This is a genomic window from Granulicatella sp. 20925_1_28 (assembly GCF_041433575.1).
GTDB lineage: Bacteria > Bacillota > Bacilli > Lactobacillales > Aerococcaceae > Granulicatella.
The window spans coordinates 28,858-44,909 of record NZ_JAPWBS010000013.1; the positions used below are offsets into that span (position 1 = coordinate 28,858).

21 protein-coding genes and 1 other annotated feature are annotated in these 16,052 nt (G+C 36.4%); of the genes, 19 read left to right on the top strand and 2 right to left on the bottom strand.

Annotation, left to right across the window (positions count from 1 at the left end):
- Nucleotides 1-110: 110 nt before the first annotated feature.
- Nucleotides 111-536, top strand: coding sequence for a 50S ribosomal protein L11 (rplK, locus tag O3793_RS06930; protein WP_005607816.1), 426 nt, complete (start codon nucleotides 111-113; stop codon nucleotides 534-536).
- A gap of 101 nt (nucleotides 537-637) precedes the next feature.
- A complete protein-coding gene (gene rplA, locus O3793_RS06935; protein WP_048782526.1) occupies nucleotides 638-1,327 on the top strand; it encodes a 50S ribosomal protein L1 in 690 nt (229 codons plus the stop codon).
- A 92-nt stretch (nucleotides 1,328-1,419) separates the two neighbouring features.
- Here rplA and O3793_RS06940 read toward each other — a convergent pair whose 3' ends face one another.
- The gene (locus tag O3793_RS06940) at nucleotides 1,420-1,737 is read right to left on the bottom strand and encodes a type II toxin-antitoxin system RelE/ParE family toxin (protein WP_371446386.1); all 318 of its coding nucleotides are present in this window, start codon (nucleotides 1,735-1,737) and stop codon (nucleotides 1,420-1,422) included.
- Nucleotides 1,727-1,990, bottom strand: a complete 264-nt coding sequence (locus O3793_RS06945; RefSeq protein WP_371446387.1) for a type II toxin-antitoxin system Phd/YefM family antitoxin — start codon at nucleotides 1,988-1,990, stop codon at nucleotides 1,727-1,729. The genes O3793_RS06940 and O3793_RS06945 overlap by 11 nt, the downstream gene beginning before the upstream one ends.
- A gap of 117 nt (nucleotides 1,991-2,107) precedes the next feature.
- Nucleotides 2,108-2,227 (top strand) — a sequence feature (ribosomal protein L10 leader region).
- A 28-nt stretch (nucleotides 2,228-2,255) separates the two neighbouring features.
- Between O3793_RS06945 and rplJ the strand changes: the two genes are divergently transcribed.
- From rplJ to anmK, 17 genes are all read left to right on the top strand, one after another.
- Nucleotides 2,256-2,759 (top strand): 50S ribosomal protein L10, encoded by a 504-nt coding sequence (rplJ, locus tag O3793_RS06950; RefSeq protein WP_285251493.1) that lies wholly within the window; start codon nucleotides 2,256-2,258, stop codon nucleotides 2,757-2,759.
- Nucleotides 2,760-2,832: 73 nt separating this feature from the next.
- Complete coding sequence (gene rplL / locus O3793_RS06955) at nucleotides 2,833-3,201, top strand: 50S ribosomal protein L7/L12 (protein WP_048710944.1); 369 nt, start codon at nucleotides 2,833-2,835, stop codon at nucleotides 3,199-3,201.
- A gap of 91 nt (nucleotides 3,202-3,292) precedes the next feature.
- Nucleotides 3,293-4,069 carry an alpha/beta fold hydrolase gene (locus O3793_RS06960; RefSeq protein WP_371446388.1) on the top strand — a complete coding sequence of 259 codons (777 nt, stop codon included), beginning with the start codon at nucleotides 3,293-3,295 and terminating at the stop codon, nucleotides 4,067-4,069.
- 25 nt (nucleotides 4,070-4,094) lie between these two features.
- Entirely contained in the window at nucleotides 4,095-4,988 is an 894-nt protein-coding gene (locus tag O3793_RS06965; protein ID WP_371446389.1) for an alpha/beta hydrolase, read from the top strand.
- A 152-nt stretch (nucleotides 4,989-5,140) separates the two neighbouring features.
- Nucleotides 5,141-6,055, top strand: coding sequence for an N-acetylmuramic acid 6-phosphate etherase (gene murQ / locus O3793_RS06970; RefSeq protein WP_371446390.1), 915 nt, complete (start codon nucleotides 5,141-5,143; stop codon nucleotides 6,053-6,055).
- Nucleotides 6,055-6,381 (top strand): PTS lactose/cellobiose transporter subunit IIA, encoded by a 327-nt coding sequence (locus O3793_RS06975; RefSeq protein WP_005607782.1) that lies wholly within the window; start codon nucleotides 6,055-6,057, stop codon nucleotides 6,379-6,381. The genes murQ and O3793_RS06975 overlap by 1 nt, the downstream gene beginning before the upstream one ends.
- A gap of 10 nt (nucleotides 6,382-6,391) precedes the next feature.
- On the top strand, nucleotides 6,392-6,754 hold the full coding sequence (locus O3793_RS06980) for a hypothetical protein (protein ID WP_371446391.1): 363 nt from the start codon (nucleotides 6,392-6,394) through the stop codon (nucleotides 6,752-6,754).
- A 19-nt stretch (nucleotides 6,755-6,773) separates the two neighbouring features.
- A complete protein-coding gene (locus O3793_RS06985; protein WP_371446392.1) occupies nucleotides 6,774-7,082 on the top strand; it encodes a PTS sugar transporter subunit IIB in 309 nt (102 codons plus the stop codon).
- A gap of 21 nt (nucleotides 7,083-7,103) precedes the next feature.
- Complete coding sequence (locus tag O3793_RS06990; protein ID WP_371446393.1) at nucleotides 7,104-8,441, top strand: PTS sugar transporter subunit IIC; 1,338 nt, start codon at nucleotides 7,104-7,106, stop codon at nucleotides 8,439-8,441.
- A 66-nt stretch (nucleotides 8,442-8,507) separates the two neighbouring features.
- A complete protein-coding gene (locus O3793_RS06995) occupies nucleotides 8,508-9,599 on the top strand; it encodes a DUF871 domain-containing protein (protein ID WP_371446394.1) in 1,092 nt (363 codons plus the stop codon).
- A gap of 5 nt (nucleotides 9,600-9,604) precedes the next feature.
- Complete coding sequence (locus tag O3793_RS07000) at nucleotides 9,605-11,044, top strand: glycoside hydrolase family 1 protein (RefSeq protein WP_371446395.1); 1,440 nt, start codon at nucleotides 9,605-9,607, stop codon at nucleotides 11,042-11,044.
- Nucleotides 11,045-11,048: 4 nt separating this feature from the next.
- Nucleotides 11,049-11,273, top strand: a complete 225-nt coding sequence (locus tag O3793_RS07005; RefSeq protein ID WP_371446396.1) for a hypothetical protein — start codon at nucleotides 11,049-11,051, stop codon at nucleotides 11,271-11,273.
- A 14-nt stretch (nucleotides 11,274-11,287) separates the two neighbouring features.
- Nucleotides 11,288-12,595: a PTS sugar transporter subunit IIC gene (locus O3793_RS07010; RefSeq protein ID WP_371446397.1), complete on the top strand. Its 1,308-nt coding sequence runs from the start codon at nucleotides 11,288-11,290 to the stop codon at nucleotides 12,593-12,595.
- A gap of 61 nt (nucleotides 12,596-12,656) precedes the next feature.
- A complete protein-coding gene (locus O3793_RS07015; RefSeq protein WP_371446398.1) occupies nucleotides 12,657-13,739 on the top strand; it encodes a MupG family TIM beta-alpha barrel fold protein in 1,083 nt (360 codons plus the stop codon).
- Nucleotides 13,714-14,022: a PTS sugar transporter subunit IIB gene (locus O3793_RS07020; protein ID WP_371446399.1), complete on the top strand. Its 309-nt coding sequence runs from the start codon at nucleotides 13,714-13,716 to the stop codon at nucleotides 14,020-14,022. Before O3793_RS07015 ends, O3793_RS07020 begins: the two co-directional genes overlap by 26 nt.
- Nucleotides 14,023-14,042: 20 nt before the next feature.
- Nucleotides 14,043-14,885 carry a MurR/RpiR family transcriptional regulator gene (locus tag O3793_RS07025; RefSeq protein WP_371446400.1) on the top strand — a complete coding sequence of 281 codons (843 nt, stop codon included), beginning with the start codon at nucleotides 14,043-14,045 and terminating at the stop codon, nucleotides 14,883-14,885.
- Nucleotides 14,885-16,027 carry an anhydro-N-acetylmuramic acid kinase AnmK gene (gene anmK / locus O3793_RS07030; RefSeq protein WP_371446401.1) on the top strand — a complete coding sequence of 381 codons (1,143 nt, stop codon included), beginning with the start codon at nucleotides 14,885-14,887 and terminating at the stop codon, nucleotides 16,025-16,027. Before O3793_RS07025 ends, anmK begins: the two co-directional genes overlap by 1 nt.
- The last annotated feature ends 25 nt before the right edge of the window (nucleotides 16,028-16,052 follow it).

The window sequence follows — 16,052 nt, forward strand, 5'->3', positions numbered from 1 at the left end:
TTTTGATATAATACCAAAGTGCATGAAAATGCACATGTCGGAACACCGTGGGAGGAGAAATCTTCATCTCCATTAAACCACGCACGAAACAATCAAGGAGGTAATGTCTCGTGGCTAAAAAAGTTGTAAAACTAGTTAAATTACAAATTCCTGCAGGTAAAGCAACTCCAGCTCCACCAGTAGGTCCAGCTTTAGGTCAAGCACAAGTGAACATCATGGGATTCTGTAAAGAATTCAATGCTCGTACAGCTGACCAAGCAGGTTTAATCATTCCGGTTGTGATTTCAGTTTATGAAGACCGTTCATTCGACTTCATCTGTAAAACACCACCAGCAGCAGTATTATTAAAGAAAGCTGCTAAAGTAGAAAAAGGTTCAGGCGAACCAAACAAGAAAAAAGTTGCTACTGTAACTCGTGATCAAGTTAGAGAAATTGCTGAATTAAAAGCACCTGACTTAAATGCAGCAGACGTAGAAGCTGCTATGCGCATGGTCGAAGGTACAGCCCGTTCAATGGGATTTGTAGTAGAAGGCTAAAAACAAATGCAGCTTCCAAAAGTCCCTAGCACGAGTGTTTCACTCATGGACTTTGTGGGAGGTAAAACCGTTAAAACCACACAATAGGAGGAAATTATACAATGGCAAAGAAAAGCAAAAAATATTTAGAAGCCGCTAAAAAAATCGATTCTTCTAAAGCTTACTCAGTTGAAGAAGCTATCGCATTAGCAAAAGAAACAGATTTCGCTAAATTTGATGCATCTGTAGAAGTTGCATACCGTTTAGGTTTAGATCCAAAGAAAGCTGACCAACAATTACGTGGAGCAGTTGTGCTTCCAAACGGAACAGGTAAAACTCAACGCGTATTAGTATTCGCAAAAGGTGAAAAAGCTAAAGAAGCTGAAGCAGCTGGTGCGGACTACGTTGGTGACAGCGAATTAGCTCAAAAAATCCAAGGCGGATGGTTTGAGTTCGACGTTATCGTTGCAACACCTGACATGATGGGTGAAGTTGGTCGTTTAGGTCGTGTATTAGGACCTAAAGGCTTAATGCCAAACCCTAAAACAGGTACTGTTACAATGGACGTAACTAAAGCTGTTGAAGAAATCAAAGCTGGTAAAGTTACTTACCGTGTTGACAAAGCTGGTAACATCCACGTTCCAATCGGTAAAGTTTCATTCTCAGATGAAAAATTAGTAGAAAACTTCAAAACAATTCACGAAACATTATTACGTATCAAACCTGCTACAGTTAAAGGTCAATACGTACGTAACGTTGCTGTGACAACTACTTTCGGCCCTGGGGTTAAAGTAGACGTAGCTTCTCTATAATTTAAAAATAGATAGAACCAGGCTTTGTGCTTGGTTCTTTTTTATAAATGAAAAACGCATACTGCCATAGAGGCAATATGCGTTTTTGTCTTTTATTGTAGTAAAGAATCAAAGTTTCTTCTTTTATATAATAGTCTGCGAACTTCCATCGTTTGTCCAATAACCACATAGTAAATAGAGAAGTTCTTAACACGAATTCTGTAGTAAGGATGTTTACGAACACGATTAGACGGAACAGGTTGAAATAAAAGTGGGTTGAGTAATCTCTTAAAAATAGCTTTTTCAATCTCATCGACTAATCGATTCGCTGCAGAAGGATTATTCAATTCGTCAGCAATATAGTGCACAACATCCGCTAAATCTTTATAGAATAATGGTAGGTAGGATAGTTGATACTCACTATTTTCCATTGATTTTTCCTCTGATTTGATCAAACACTTCGGAATGTGTATAACGGGTCTCGTCAGTTTCGGCAATTCTGTCAGCCACGTCAAGTTCTCTCTCAACAGACTCCATGAGGGTAGTATACTGTTCTACGCTGAGGACGACCATTGAGCCATGACCGTTTTTAGTTAGAAATACGGGAACATTATCGTTTAAGACAATATCTTCAATTTCAGGGAACTTATTACGTAAATCGGATACGGGTCTAATATGAATCATAGGACATTCTCCTTTCTTATCAATATTTTATCATAAAAATAGCAAAAGAGATAAAATGTAAACTTTTGAGATAGAATTGAGTTCTTTCTTGACAGAAGAAAGTCAATCATGTAAACTAATAAAAGTTGAATGCGACCGAAGACAGTAGGGGGCACTAGCCTTAATATCCTACCGAGGGAGAACAAGTTGATCTTATTTCTCTATGTCTTTGTGGGTATAGAGTTTTTTTATGCCCTACCTAAATTTCAGGAGGTGAAAAACGAAGATGAGTGAAGCAATCATTGCTAAAAAAGCGCAACTAGTTACAGAAGTTGCTGAACAGTTCAAAAACGCATCATCAGTTGTTGTTGTTGACTATTTAGGAATTACTGTAGAAGAAGCAACAAATCTACGTGCAGAATTACGTAAAGCAGGTGTACAATTTGCAGTTGTTAAAAACAGCATTTTATCACGTGCAGCTAAAGAAGCTGGTTTAGAAGGAATGGATGACATTTTCAAAGGACCATCAGCTGTAGCTTTCAGTAACGAAGATGTAGTAGCTCCTGCTAAAATCTTAGCTGACTTTGCTAAAAAAGTTGAAGCTTTAGAAATTAAAGCAGGTGTTGTTGAGGGTAAAGTTTCTTCAAAAGAAGAAATCGAAGCTCTTGCAAAATTACCAAGCCGCGAAGGGTTACTTTCAATGCTATTATCAGTATTACAAGCACCAGTTCGCAACACTGCATTGGCAATCAAAGCCGTTGCAGATCAAAAAGATGGCGCAGCAGCTTAATAAAGCTAGCTAGCTAACTTAAAAACCACAAACAAAATTTTATTAAATAACCAAAAAATGGAGGAAATTAAAAATGGCATTAAACATTGAACAAATCATTGCTGACATTAAAGAAGCAACTGTATTAGAATTAAACGACTTAGTAAAAGCTATCGAAGAAGAATTTGGAGTAACAGCAGCAGCTCCTGTAGCTGTAGTAGCTGGTGGCGCTGGCGAAGCTGCAGAAGAAAAATCTGACTTCACTGTAGAATTAACTTCTGCTGGAGACCAAAAAATTAAAGTAATCAAAGTTGTTCGTGAAGCAACTGGATTAGGATTAAAAGAAGCTAAAGCATTAGTTGATGGCGCTCCTGGCGTATTAAAAGAAGGCGTAGCTAAAGAAGAAGCTGAAGCATTAAAAGCTCAATTAGAAGAAGTTGGCGCTTCAGTAACATTAAAATAATTTTTAATGACATGTTTAAAGGTCGGACTATCCAGTCCGGCCTTTTTTGTGTAGAATAAAAGAGATTTGGTAGTGGAAAGGGAGCTTTTTGATGAAATTTCATGAATTTGGAGATAATCATAATCCTCATATCCTATTGATTCATGGTGGAGGGAATTCGTGGTGGAATTATTTGAGACAAGCGCGTCTTCTGTCAGATAAATACCATGTGATTTTACCAGAGCTAGATGGTCATGGTGAGGAGTGTCAAAAAGAATATGTGTCCACAGAACAATCTGCACAGGAAATTCTGGCGTATATAAAAGAACAATGCGATGGGCATGTATTTGCTTTAGGAGGAGTCTCTCTTGGGGGACAAATTGTCATGGAGTTACTTTCGTTAGATTCTCATATAGCTGACAAAGCCATTATTGATGGAAGCCTCTGCATTCCTCAACCTAAACTAGCAAAAATGAGTATCTTGTTTGTAAAAGGTTTTGGGAAGTTGATGTTCGGTAAGACTGCCTGTAAAATGCAACTAAAACTCATGAGAAAGATGTATCCTAAGATGGCTTATCCAGAAGAATTAGAAGGGTACTATTTGGAGGATATGCCACGATTGCCCATCAAAACATTAGTAACGATTTATAAAACCTATATGGCCAGTTATCATCTGAAACCAGCGATTTCAAATAGTTCAGCAGAGGTCCTCTATATTTATGGAGAAAAAGAAATGAAGTGCATGAAGGAGTCGGCAAAACTATTTCAGAAAATGCATCCTAATTGTACTTTATATGAAGCAAAAGGATATAATCACGGATATTTATCCACTTATCTTCCTGTGGAGTGGATGGAACTAGTAACGCCCTTTTTAGAAAGAGAAGAGTAGCGTTAAAAGGAAAGGAGGGCTAGTGATGTCAATTACGAGTCATATTGTCCGTACGTTATTTACTATCGGGGATTTAAAGCGAGACTTGGGTTGGGTTCCACCGACTGATGTGGAGGCTATTGAAAATGTATCTTACGGATCCTGCGACAAGTGGCATCTGCTGGATCTCTATCGTCCAAAAGATGCGGAAGGCAAATTGCCAGTGTTGCTTAATATTCACGGCGGTGCGTGGGTTTATGGGGATAAGAAAGTATACGCTCCGTATGGTATGTATTTAGCTACCCAAGGGTTTGCGGTAGTGAATGCTAGTTACCGACTTGCGCCAAAGCACACTTTTCCAGCTCCTTTAGAAGATGTCGGGGCTATGGTAGAGTGGGTTGTAGACCATGCAGAAGATTATAGTTTGGATCTTTCGAACCTGTTCTTTGTGGGGGATTCTGCAGGAGCGCATTTAGCGACGGCGTATACGGCTGTTCAATTGAACGAAGCTTATGCGAACAGTTTCCCTGGGATTAAAGTAGATGCACGATTCGTTCCAAAAGGCTTGCTTTTAAACTGTGGCGTATTTGATATGGAAGTGGAGTGGAAGAAACAAGGTCGAGCATTGACGCCGTTTCTTACGGATTTACTTGGTGAGAAACCGACCATTGAAGCCGTGAAGCAAATGAGCCCAGCGCAGTATATTACTTCAGGGTTTCCGCCAGTCCATCTAACAACGAGTAATGGGGACTTCTTACGGAAGCATTCGTACCGTCTGAAAGAAGTGTTGGAGAAGAAGGGTGTGGAAGTCGTCTTTAAGGAATATGGAGAGAAAAAGAAACCTCAAGGACATGTATTCCATTTGAATCTTAAAAATAAAGTAGGGCAAGAGTGCAACGCAGACCAGTTGGAGTTTGTAAAACAAATGATGAAAAAATAAAACTCGAAGCAGAATTTGCTTCGAGTTTTTGTGTTAATTGAGATTGATTAAAACAAAACAATGAAATTATTTTTTAAAAATATGAAATAATTATTAAAACCCTATTTCAATGACAGCGCTTTTATGATAAACTAATGTCAGAAGGAAGTGGGATGATGATAGATTTAATTAAGTTAGATACTGAAAAAAATAATCACCGAACCATAGATATCGATGCTGTATCAACGGAAGAGATCCTACGAAAAATTAATAATGAGGATAAGACGGTTGCTTCAATCGTTGAAGAGAGTATAGGGGATATCTCTATCCTAGTTGACCAGATTGTAAATCGAATGAAAGTCGGTGGACGACTGTTTTATATTGGTGCAGGAACGTCGGGAAGACTAGGAGTGTTAGATGCGGCGGAATGTCCACCAACATATGGAGTCGATAAAGGACTAGTTGTTGGAATTATGGCTGGTGGAGATAACGCTATGTTTACAGCACAGGAAGGTGCAGAAGACTCACTTGAACTTGCTGCAAAAGACTTAGCCTATTATAACCTTTCCGAAAAAGATAGTGTGATAGGTTTAGCTGCTAGTGGTAGAACTCCTTATGTATTAGGGGGTCTGCGCTATGCACGACAAGTTGGTGCGTTGACCGGAACTATTTCATGTGTGAAGAATGCCGAGATTTCAGAAGAAGCGGATTATCCAATTGAAGCAGTTACGGGTGCAGAGGCGATTATGGGATCGACTCGAATGAAAGCCGGAACAGCGCAAAAGTTAATACTAAATATGATTTCGACTAGTGTTATGGTTAAACTTGGCAAAGTTTATCAGAATTATATGGTTGATGTGAAACCAACGAACAAAAAATTGGTTGTTCGAGCCAAAAATATGATTCGAACTCTAACAGGAGTTAATGAAGAAAGAGCAGAGCAACTCTATGAAGAAAGTGGCCATAATGTAAAGAAAGCACTCGTTATGGAAATTATGAATGTGGATAGAGATACTGCGGAAGCTGCTCTTTCAAATGGAGATGGACATATTAAACGCGCCATCCAATATTTAGGAGGTGATGTTTAATGCAAGATATGGAATTGATTATTTTTGAAATTATTAGTAACGGAGGAAATGCGAAGGCTTTAGTATATGAAGCAATGGAAGAATCCGAAAAAGGTAATTTTGAAGAGGCTAGAAAATTACTTGAGGAGGCCGACACTTTTTTAAATAAAGCCCATCAAGTACAAACAGACTTAATTCAAAAAGAGGCTGCAGGTGAAAGAAACGAAGTTACTGTACTTTTTGTACATGCTCAAGATCACCTGATGACTTCAATAGAAGTAAGAACTCTAGCAGAAAATGTAATTCGAATGAACGAAAGACTTTGGAAGTTAGAGCATAAAGAGTAAGGAGAAAACGATGGCTAAATTCAGAAAATGGACTGTTAAAAATGTGGATCAAAAGAAGCAATATAAAACAGCGATGGGGACCACAGATTATGATATTCCGATGTTTGGTTATAAAAGTGTATTGCTTATTATTGCCGCAATGGTAGTGTCAATGTTTGTGATTCCAGCAATTTGCGATTTGATTCATATAGACTTTAGATGGCCTTTTGTCATTATAGGAGGCCTTATTGCGGGCTTTTCAGTTGCAATTTCTCAATACTTTGTAAACTCTAAAAAAGGAATTACAAGAGCCTTTTGGTGGGTTGGTGGAATTTGGAGTTTCGTCATCGGGATAATTTATTATTTTATCGTAATGACCGGAGTTATTTTATAGTTGAGTGGAGGTGAAAGGTATGAAAATTTTATTAGTTTGTTCAGGAGGTATGTCTAGCGCAATTGTGGCCAAGGCATTACAAGAAGCAGGTAATAAAGAGGGATTGGATATTCAAGTGGACGAATGTGGTACACAAGCTTTTGCTGAAAAAGTAAAAGAAGATTATAAAATTTCGCTTGTAGCTCCTCAAATTCGTCATCGCTACGATGTGTTAAAAGCCAGTGCGGATGAAGCAGGGGTTCCATGCTTACTCATTAAGCCGCAAGGATATACTCCGTTAGGAGGACCAAAACTACTTCAACAAATAAAAGAAGAATTAGAAATTTAATAAGGAAAGTGGGGATATTATATGTTTGATAAAATCACTGAATTTATGGATACAAAGCTGTCGACGCCGATGGCAAAATTAGCAGAACAACGTCATTTAAGAGCGATTCGTGATGGTATTATTGCAACTTTACCAATTATTGTTGTTGCATCAATGTTTTTAGTAATTGCTTTTCTTCCAAACTCAATGCCAAAAGATTGGGGAATTACTCAATTTATTCAAGCAAACCAAGCTAAAATCTTATTACCTTACCGTGTGTCAATGTACATCATGACACTCTATGCAGTGTTTGGAATCGGCTTCTCGCTAGCATCTTCTTATGATTTAGATGGTTTATCAGGTGGTATCTTAGCAGAATTAGCATACTTATTAACCATCATTCCTGCAGCAATTCCTGCTGCTTCTGCAGAAGTTAAAGCTTTGGCGGAAACAAGTGAACCTTTGAAAAATTATTTAGCATCATTACCTTCAGGGTTCGTGCTTCCTATGAGTAATCTGGGGTCCGCAGGTATGTTTATTGGAATCTTATCTGCATTTGTAGCCGTTGAAGTTTATCGTTTCACTCAAAAGAGTGGGTTCAAGATTTCAATGCCACCTCAAGTACCAGCGTCAGTTGCACGCTCTTTTGAAGCATTGACACCAACAGTAATCGTGTTATTACTTGTTTCAACAATTACAATGTTCATCGGTATTGATGTTCATAAGATTGTAGGTAGTATCGTTGCTCCATTAGTACAAGCAACAGATTCAATCTTCTCTGTTATTGTAGTAATCTTCTTATCACAATTCTTCTGGTCATTTGGTATCCACGGTTGGTCAATTGTCGGATCTCTTGCACGACCATTATGGTTAGTATTGTTAGAAGAAAATACTACAGCCTTTGCGAACGGTTCTGCAATCCCTAATATTGCAGCTGAACCGTTCTATCAATGGTTTGTAATGATTGGTGGTTCTGGGGCTACTATCGGATTAGCTATCTTACTAATCTGGCGTTCAAAATCTGCATATGGTAAATCTCTCGGTAAGACAGCATTTATTCCAGCAGTATGTAACATCAATGAACCTTTAATTTTCGGTACACCAATTGTATTAAATCCACAATTAATCATTCCGTTTATCTTAGCACCATTAGCAAATGGGGTAGTAACTTGGATTGCAATGTCTGCAGGCCTAGTAAACAAAGTGGTTGCAAGTGCGCCTTGGACACTTCCTGGACCAATTGGAGCATTCCTAGCTACAGGTAGTGACTGGAGAGCCATTGTATTAAACGTAGTATTAATTTTATTATCAATTTTAATTTACTATCCATTCTTTGCAATGTACGACAAATCATTACTAGCTCAAGAGCAAGAGCAATAAGAATGAAGTTCTAAGCCCTGTTCTAGTAACAGGGCTTTTCTGTATAAAAGAGTAAGGAGAAAATGAATGAGACGATTAGGTATATCAATTTATCCTGAAAAAAGCACTCTAGCTGAAATTAAAAGTTATCTAAAAAAAACAAGTGAGTTCGGCTTTTCTAGAATTTTTTCGTGTTTATTATCTGTGAATAAACCAGCAGAAGAAATTAAAAAAGAATTTACTGAAATTAATGAATATGCACACTCGCTTGGCTTTGAAGTTATTGTAGACGTTTCGCCTCGAGTGTTTGGGGAACTGAATATTTCGTATAAAGATTTATCTTTCTTTAAAGAAATTGGAGCGGATGGAATCCGTCTAGATGCAGGTTTTTCAGGGTTAGAAGAGTCAATTATGACGTATAATCCTCAAGGGTTAATTATTGAAATCAACATGAGTAATAACGTGCATACATTAGATACGATTATGGATTACAGACCAAATAAATATAAATTGTATGGCTGCCATAATTTTTACCCACACCGCTATTCAGGTTTGAACTTAGATTTCTATAAAGAATGTACGAGACGATTTAATCAGTATGGATTAAAAACTGCAGCCTTTGTCACCTGCGCTGATAAAAATGCATTTGGGCCTTGGCCAACAACAGAGGGTTTACCAACTCTAGAACTTCATCGTGAATTGCCGTTAAATGTACAAATTAAACATCATATTGCGATGGAATTAGTGGATGATATTTTGATTTCTAACTGCTATCCAACGGACAAAGAATTACAATCACTACAAGGACTTGATTTAGATTTAGTAACTTTTGATGTTGAATTAGTGGATGGGATTCCGGAAATTGAAAAGAAAATTGTGTTAGAGGAATTCCATTTTAATAGAGGAGATCAAAATGACTACTTTATTCGTTCAACACAGAGTCGTGTGAAGTATAAAGGACATCGTTTTGAAGTGTTTAACGCTCCAGATAAGATCCGTCGAGGGGATATTATCATCGAAAGTAGTGAATACGGTCATTATGCTGGAGAATTGCAAATTGCCTTGAAGGACATGGAAAATTCAGGCAAGACAAATGTTGTCGGAAAAGTAGTGGATATTGAACACTTTATTTTAGATGAATTAAAACCATGGCAAAAATTTAAATTTAGATTAGGATAAACGCAATGGATAAAAAGCAAAGAATATTATGGGGTGGAGCTACCGCTTCTAGCCAATATGAAGGTGGTTTCACGAACTCGAAAGGGTTAGATACGCAAGATTGCCGTGCGTATTTACCACGAACTTCGAACGCAACAGAAGAAACACGATTATTAACGAAAGAAAAAATTGAAGAAGCTAAACGATTGGATAGCGGCAAGTATTATCCGTTTAGAAACGGGACAAAAGGTTTTGAACATTTGGAAGAAGATATTGAATACCTAGATGAGTTAGGGTTAGATTTATATCGTTTTTCTATTAGTTGGGCAAGACTTTTTCCAAATGGAGTAGAAGAAGTACCTTCTCCAGAAGGGGTCGCTTATTATGATCGAGTTTTTAATCTCTTAACAGAAAAGAAAATTAAAATCTTTTTGACTCTCAATCATTATGCAATGCCGATTTATTTGGTAGAGCAGTATGGTGGGTGGAAAGGAAGAGAATGTATTGAACATTTCATGCGTTTTGCTACCTTTGTATTTGAAAGATGGGGAAACTTAGTCGAATATTGGTTACCGTTTAACGAAATTAACGCAGGATACTTTAGCCCGTATAATGGTGTAGGTTTATTGAAAGGTGAAAATGGATTTGATTTATCGGATGTATTCCAAGCCCTGCACCATCAGTTTGTAGCAAGTGCTAAAACAATAAAATTAGCTAGAGAAATGAAACTTCCAGGACGTTTTGGTTCAATGATTGCTTGTTTCTGCTACTATCCGTTAACTAGTAGACCAGAGGATAATCTAAAACTAGTTTTTGAAGAGCAAATGAACCAATGGTACTGCATGGATATTTTATCTAAAGGAGAGTATCCATATTATGCAGAAACCTTCTTTAAAAACAAAAATATTGTTCTAAACATTACGGATGATGACAAGAAACTATTAAAAGAGAATACTTGCGACTTTGTTTCGATTTCCTTCTATACATCATCTGTAATTACGGTGGAAGAAGCAGATAAAACAGCTGGAAATTTGGTAGTTTCTACTAAGAATCCTTATTTGAAAGCCAGTGAATGGGGATGGCAAATTGATCCGGTTGGTCTAAGAACTTCATTACATAAAGTGTACGAACGATATGGAAAGCCGGTAATCGTGTCAGAAAATGGGTTAGGTGCACGTGATTTACTGACTGAAAATGGGGAAGTTCATGATGAGTATAGAATTGATTATATGAAGAGTTATTATGAACAAGCACAATTGGCCCTAGAAGATGGAGTTCCACTTGAAGCGTATATTGCTTGGGGAATTATTGACATTGTCTCTGCGGGAAGCTGTGAAATGGATAAACGCTATGGTGTTATCTATGTAGATGCAGATAATCTAGGTAATGGAAGTTATAAGCGATATAAGAAAGATAGTTTCTATTGGTATAAAGACTTTATTCAAAATTATAAGAAAGAAGATTGATTTTATGGTAATTGTTGTATGTCCTTTAATGCATGACAAAATTATTTCTATTGTAGAAGGAATACCGAGTACTAATTATCACTTTAAGAAGAAGGAGGGAATTAATTTGTATTTTGAAGTAGCACCTTCATCCGATGAAGAGGCTGCACAGGTAATTAAAAGTACTCTAAAAGCAAATTCTATTAGTAAAGCATTAATGTTCAAAGTGTTAACAAAAGAATATATATAGGGAGATGATTTCAAATGGATAAGTTAACAAACTTTGTAGAAGAAAAAATTGCACCGCCGCTAATTAGATTTTCACAAATTCGATATGTACAAGTAATGCAACGTATGGGATTAGGAATCATGAGTTTATTGATTATTGGATCGCTATTCCTAATTTTTGCTTCGTTTCCATACCAACCTTATTTAGAGTTTTTAGGAGATTTTAGAAAGACACTTGCTGCCGGAGCTGGAATCGGTACTGCATTTATTGGGATTTTTACCGTCATGACAGTTTCTTACGGTTTAGCAGAGTGGTATAACGAAAATAAAGGAATGAAGATGGATGTTATTCAACCTGTAGTTTTATCTACAGCGTGCTATCTATTGTTAAATCCTGCTAAAACTGTAAATGTAGTAGTGGAAGCTGGAGCTAACCCAGCTAAATTCACAGGTGTACCAACTCAATATTTAGGAGCACTTGGGGTATTTACAGCTATTGTTGTAGGGATTATTTCTGTAGAGATTTATCGAATTATCATTCAAAAGAATATTGTTATTAAATTACCTGAAAATGTTCCGCCAATGGTATCACAAGCATTTATTGCTTTGATTCCAAGTTTTGTAGTAGTTGTTTTTTGGTGGTTTGTAGGTCATGTATTTGGAGTAGAGATTCCAAAAATGATTCAAAAAATATTCGAACCATTAGTGTCTATTGGAGATACTCCTATTGCAGTTATTCTAGCCTCTCTATTAAACCGTGTACTATGGGCAGTAGGTATTCATGGAGGTAATATCGTAAGTAGTGTTGGTGGAACAATTTGGCAACAAATGGTAGCTGCAAACCAAGAAGCTTTTGCAGCTAATCAATCATTCCAAAATTTACCATATACTTTCACTTCACTATATATGGATAATTATATTTGGACAGGATTATTCCCATTAGCATTGATCATGACCTTCTCAAAATCACCTCGCTTAAAAGCGTTGGGTATTCTTGCATTACCAGCAACTTTATTCAATATCGGAGAACCTCTAATCTTTGGTATTCCGATTATGATGAACCCTGTTTTAATGATTCCATTTGTATTGAGTTATGTAATGTTAGCCGTTATTTCTGTTACTTTAACAAGCTTTGGTATTTTACCAACTCCTGTATTATCTGTTCCGTGGATTATGCCTGCACCAATTAAAACGTTCTTGGCAACAAACGCTTCGATTTGGCCGGCGGTATATGTCATTCTTGGATGGATTGTTATGGCAATCATTTTCTATCCTTTTGTAAAAACAATTGAGAAGAAGGATTTATCAGAAAAAGCAGAAAATGGTGAATTATTATATTCATAAAGATGATGCGAAGGCTGATGTAGATTTCTGCATTAGCCTTCTTTTGTAGGAGATGGTGATTGTGTTAGGAGCATCTATTTATTTTTCAACTCCATATGAAGAAAATGAAAAATACTTAAGAGAGATTAGTCAATTTGGTATCAATTATGTTTTTACCTCTATGCAAATTCCAGAAGAAAAAAATGAAAGTCAGTTAGAGTTGTTAAAGAAGTTTATTTCACTAACTAATCAGTTAGGAATGAAGCTTATGGTAGATATTTCGCCCGAGACGTTTAGGAAGTTCAATATATCTAAGGGCGACTCTATAGAATTTCTAAAGAGGTTAGAGGTTAAATGTGTTAGAGTTGATTATGGTTTTGATTATAAAGAAATTAAAGAATTTTCGGATGAGTTTGAAGTTGTGTTGAATGCAAGCACGATAGATGAGCTCTTTTATAATCAAGGATTAGAAAATGGTCTAGATTTTACGAAACTCATAGCTTGTCATAACTTTTATCCTAGAAAAGATACTGGTTTGGATAAGGATTGGGTTATTCACAAAAACAAAATATTAAAATCTTTTGGATTAAAAGTAATGATGTTCATTCCAGGAGATGCGAAAAAAAGAGGGCCAGTCTTTGAAGGGTTACCGACTGTAGAAAGTCATCGAGAACAATCTCCGCTTGTTAATTATATAGAGTGTTCTGAGAATCTATTTACAGATGAAATTCTTGTTGGAGATGTGCAGATTTCAAAAAAAGAGCTAAAGAAAATTGATGATTTTATCAAGGATCAGATTATTACGTTAGAGGTTGAAAATCTTTCGGAATCTGATTTTGTAAATAGAGTGTTATCAAATAGAAAAGATGTAGCTATGAACGTAGTACGCTGTGTAGAATCACGAACAATCTTGAGAAGACAAAATGTTGCACCGGATAACATAGCTGAAAGAGAAATAGGAACAATAACAATGGATAACGAAAAATACGGTCGTTATCAAGGAGAGGTGCAAATTGTAAAGCGCCCTCTAGAGGCTGACGAACGAGTGAATGTTATCGGTAAAGTTACAGAAGATTCTAAAGAACTATTAAAGTATATTCAAGCAGGGACGAAATTTAGGTTTGTAGGAGTTGAAGATAATGAAAACAATTATGTTGGTTTGTAATGCAGGAATGTCTACCAGTTTATTAGTTAATAAAATGAAAGCAGCAGCTGCTGAAATTGATAATGAAACTTTTGATATATTTGCTACGCCTTTAAGTGGTGTAAAAAATGAAGTAGAAGTAAAACCAGTAGATATAATTTTAGTGGGTCCTCAGGTTAGATTTAAACTTAAAGAATTAAAGGAAAAATATGAACCTGAAATTGTTGTGGAAACTATAAATGTGCAAGATTATGGTATGATGAATGGTTCCAATGTCTTGAAGGCGGCTTTGGAAAAATTATAAAAACAAAGAGAGTATACAGAATGAGTGTTTTATATAGAATTAAAAGTTCAATGGATGCATTTACGGAGACAGAACGTATTATAGCTGAGTTTATTTTTGCAAATAGACAAATCGTTTTAGATTCAAATGCTAAAGAGTTAGGGGAACTAACAAAAACATCTGCTTCAGCGTGGGTTCGTTTTTCAAAGAAAATGGGGTATAAAGGATTACCAGCATTTAAAGTGGAATTGGCGAAGGAAAAAGTTAATTTAGATGAAGGCGATATCGAAACCTTTTTAAATCCAAGTGATTCGCTGATGATGCTTCTTCAAAAAACGGAAAGCATGTTAACTCAGAATATTAAAGAAACATTTGCGCTACTCGATTATCATGCGTTAGAAAAAGCGATGGAATCGATTAATGAAGCAAAAACAGTTTATTTATTAGGAGTTGGTGGAAGTAGTATTGTTTGTTTAGATTTCTATCATAAAATGACACGCATCCATCAAGAAATTGTATATGATCGTGATTTGCATACACTAATGGCGCGTATAGCGCAGCTAGAGAAAGATGATGTTGTAATTGTAATTAGTTACAGTGGCGAGACAGAATCCGTAAATTCGATTGCAAAAGTTGCGAAAAAACATGGAGCAAAAATCATTGGAGTTACAAAGTATAATTTAAAATCGACGTTATCAACATTGTCAGATATTCGATTGTTTGTTCCGGTAGAAGAAAAAGAAATTCGTTTAGGCTCTATCACTTCTCGGAATAGTTTATTAACGATTACTGATTTACTATATTATGGAATTGCAAAAAAAGATTTTCATCATACTAAGGGTTTGCTTGTTAGAACGAGACAGTTTATAAAGGAGGTTCAATAGTGCTTGCAGTAGGTTTGATGTCTGGAACATCTTTAGATGGTATTGATACAGTCCTTTGTGAAATCACTGGGTATGATGAATCTACGCGGGTAAAGCAATTGAATTTTACTACAGTAGATATTCCAGAAAGTTTAAGGACCAAAATCAGAAAGTGCTGCAGTCGAGAATTGGTTCCGGTGGATCTAATCTGTTCTTTGAATTTTGAGTTAGGGTATCTTTTTGCGGATGCAGTAAAACGTATATGTAAAGAATCTGATATTCAATTAGAAGATTTGTCGTTCATTGCGAGTCATGGACAGACTATTTTTCATATTCCAAAAGCCTACGATGATTATGTTCCAAGTACGTTACAAATCGGGGAAGCGGCAATCATTGCGAATGAATGTAAGACCGATGTTATTTCAAACTTTCGAGTGATGGATATGGCAGTAGGTGGGGAAGGTGCGCCTTTAGTACCGTATAGTGAAACTTTATTATATGGTGAGGATCATCAATCAGTAGCATTGCAAAATATTGGAGGTATTGGAAATGTGACAATTCTTCCTAAAAAAGGTGATGATAAGAAAATCATTGCATTTGATACAGGACCAGGAAATATGATGATTGATGAAGCTGTTCGAACTTTCTACGGAGAAAAATATGATAAGGATGGTTTTTATGCTCGGCAAGGAAAGATGATTCCTCAGTTAGCAGAAGAATTAAAAGAGCATCCGTATTTTAAGATGAATCTACCAAAAACTACTGGTAGAGAAATGTTTGGAGAGCACTATACGCAAGAACTTCTTAAAAAGTATCACTCTTATGATGCAAACGACATTATTCATACCTTAACGTGGTTCACCGCATATTCGATTGCGTATCACTATAAGAAACATCTGATTGACCCTTATAATTTGAAGAAATGCATTGTTGGAGGTGGAGGTGCCTATAATTCTTACTTACTTGAACTTATTCAAAAAGAGATGACTGAAGTTCAAGTGCTTACACAAGAAGAACAAGGATTTTCTTCAGAAGCTAAAGAAGCATTGGCCTTTGTAATTTTAGGGAACCAAACGTACCATAGAAGGCCATCTAATGTTCCTTCTGCTACAGGTGCGAAGAAGAGTGTTATTTTAGGTCAAATTACTTATCCGACTTTATAAAAAAGAAAAAATGCCTATTGTGGAT

Excerpts from the sequence above, each read along its gene's own strand:
- rplA (WP_048782526.1), top strand. The coding sequence starts at position 638 with ATGGCAAAGAAAAGCAAAAAATATTTAGAAGCCGCTAAAAAAATCGAT.
- O3793_RS06940 (WP_371446386.1), bottom strand. The coding sequence starts at position 1,737 with ATGGAAAATAGTGAGTATCAACTATCCTACCTACCATTATTCTATAAA.
- O3793_RS06945 (WP_371446387.1), bottom strand. The coding sequence starts at position 1,990 with ATGATTCATATTAGACCCGTATCCGATTTACGTAATAAGTTCCCTGAA.
- rplJ (WP_285251493.1), top strand. The coding sequence starts at position 2,256 with ATGAGTGAAGCAATCATTGCTAAAAAAGCGCAACTAGTTACAGAAGTT.
- rplL (WP_048710944.1), top strand. The coding sequence starts at position 2,833 with ATGGCATTAAACATTGAACAAATCATTGCTGACATTAAAGAAGCAACT.
- O3793_RS06960 (WP_371446388.1), top strand. The coding sequence starts at position 3,293 with ATGAAATTTCATGAATTTGGAGATAATCATAATCCTCATATCCTATTG.
- O3793_RS06965 (WP_371446389.1), top strand. The coding sequence starts at position 4,095 with ATGTCAATTACGAGTCATATTGTCCGTACGTTATTTACTATCGGGGAT.
- murQ (WP_371446390.1), top strand. The coding sequence starts at position 5,141 with ATGATGATAGATTTAATTAAGTTAGATACTGAAAAAAATAATCACCGA.
- O3793_RS06975 (WP_005607782.1), top strand. The coding sequence starts at position 6,055 with ATGCAAGATATGGAATTGATTATTTTTGAAATTATTAGTAACGGAGGA.
- O3793_RS06980 (WP_371446391.1), top strand. The coding sequence starts at position 6,392 with ATGGCTAAATTCAGAAAATGGACTGTTAAAAATGTGGATCAAAAGAAG.
- O3793_RS06985 (WP_371446392.1), top strand. The coding sequence starts at position 6,774 with ATGAAAATTTTATTAGTTTGTTCAGGAGGTATGTCTAGCGCAATTGTG.
- O3793_RS06990 (WP_371446393.1), top strand. The coding sequence starts at position 7,104 with ATGTTTGATAAAATCACTGAATTTATGGATACAAAGCTGTCGACGCCG.
- O3793_RS06995 (WP_371446394.1), top strand. The coding sequence starts at position 8,508 with ATGAGACGATTAGGTATATCAATTTATCCTGAAAAAAGCACTCTAGCT.
- O3793_RS07000 (WP_371446395.1), top strand. The coding sequence starts at position 9,605 with ATGGATAAAAAGCAAAGAATATTATGGGGTGGAGCTACCGCTTCTAGC.
- O3793_RS07005 (WP_371446396.1), top strand. The coding sequence starts at position 11,049 with ATGGTAATTGTTGTATGTCCTTTAATGCATGACAAAATTATTTCTATT.
- O3793_RS07010 (WP_371446397.1), top strand. The coding sequence starts at position 11,288 with ATGGATAAGTTAACAAACTTTGTAGAAGAAAAAATTGCACCGCCGCTA.
- O3793_RS07020 (WP_371446399.1), top strand. The coding sequence starts at position 13,714 with ATGAAAACAATTATGTTGGTTTGTAATGCAGGAATGTCTACCAGTTTA.
- O3793_RS07025 (WP_371446400.1), top strand. The coding sequence starts at position 14,043 with ATGAGTGTTTTATATAGAATTAAAAGTTCAATGGATGCATTTACGGAG.